Annotated in this window: 1 pseudogene; it reads left to right on the forward strand. The window is 75.5% G+C overall.

The features are described from left to right. Window positions 1-245: pseudogene (locus tag KVS71_RS18195) on the forward strand (AAA family ATPase); the annotation flags it as partial.

Consider the following 245-nt stretch of genomic DNA (forward strand, 5'->3'; position numbering starts at 1 on the left):
CAACGAGGCCCGCGACGAGGTCTGGGAGGAGCTGCTGGAGCGGCTCGTCGACCAGATGCGCGACGAGGATGTCCCGGAGTCCTCGATCCGCCGGTGGCTGCGGCACGACGACGAACCCACCGGGACCTTTGTACGGGCGTGGCCGCTGCTGACGCCGGACGCCGTGGTCGCCGCGCTCTGGGCGGCCCCGACGCTGCTCGCGCGGTGGGCGCCCGACCCCGCGCCCCAGGAGCACGCCCCGCTGC

Source organism: Microbacterium sp. GbtcB4 (assembly GCF_019091465.1).
GTDB lineage: Bacteria > Actinomycetota > Actinomycetes > Actinomycetales > Microbacteriaceae > Microbacterium > Microbacterium paraoxydans.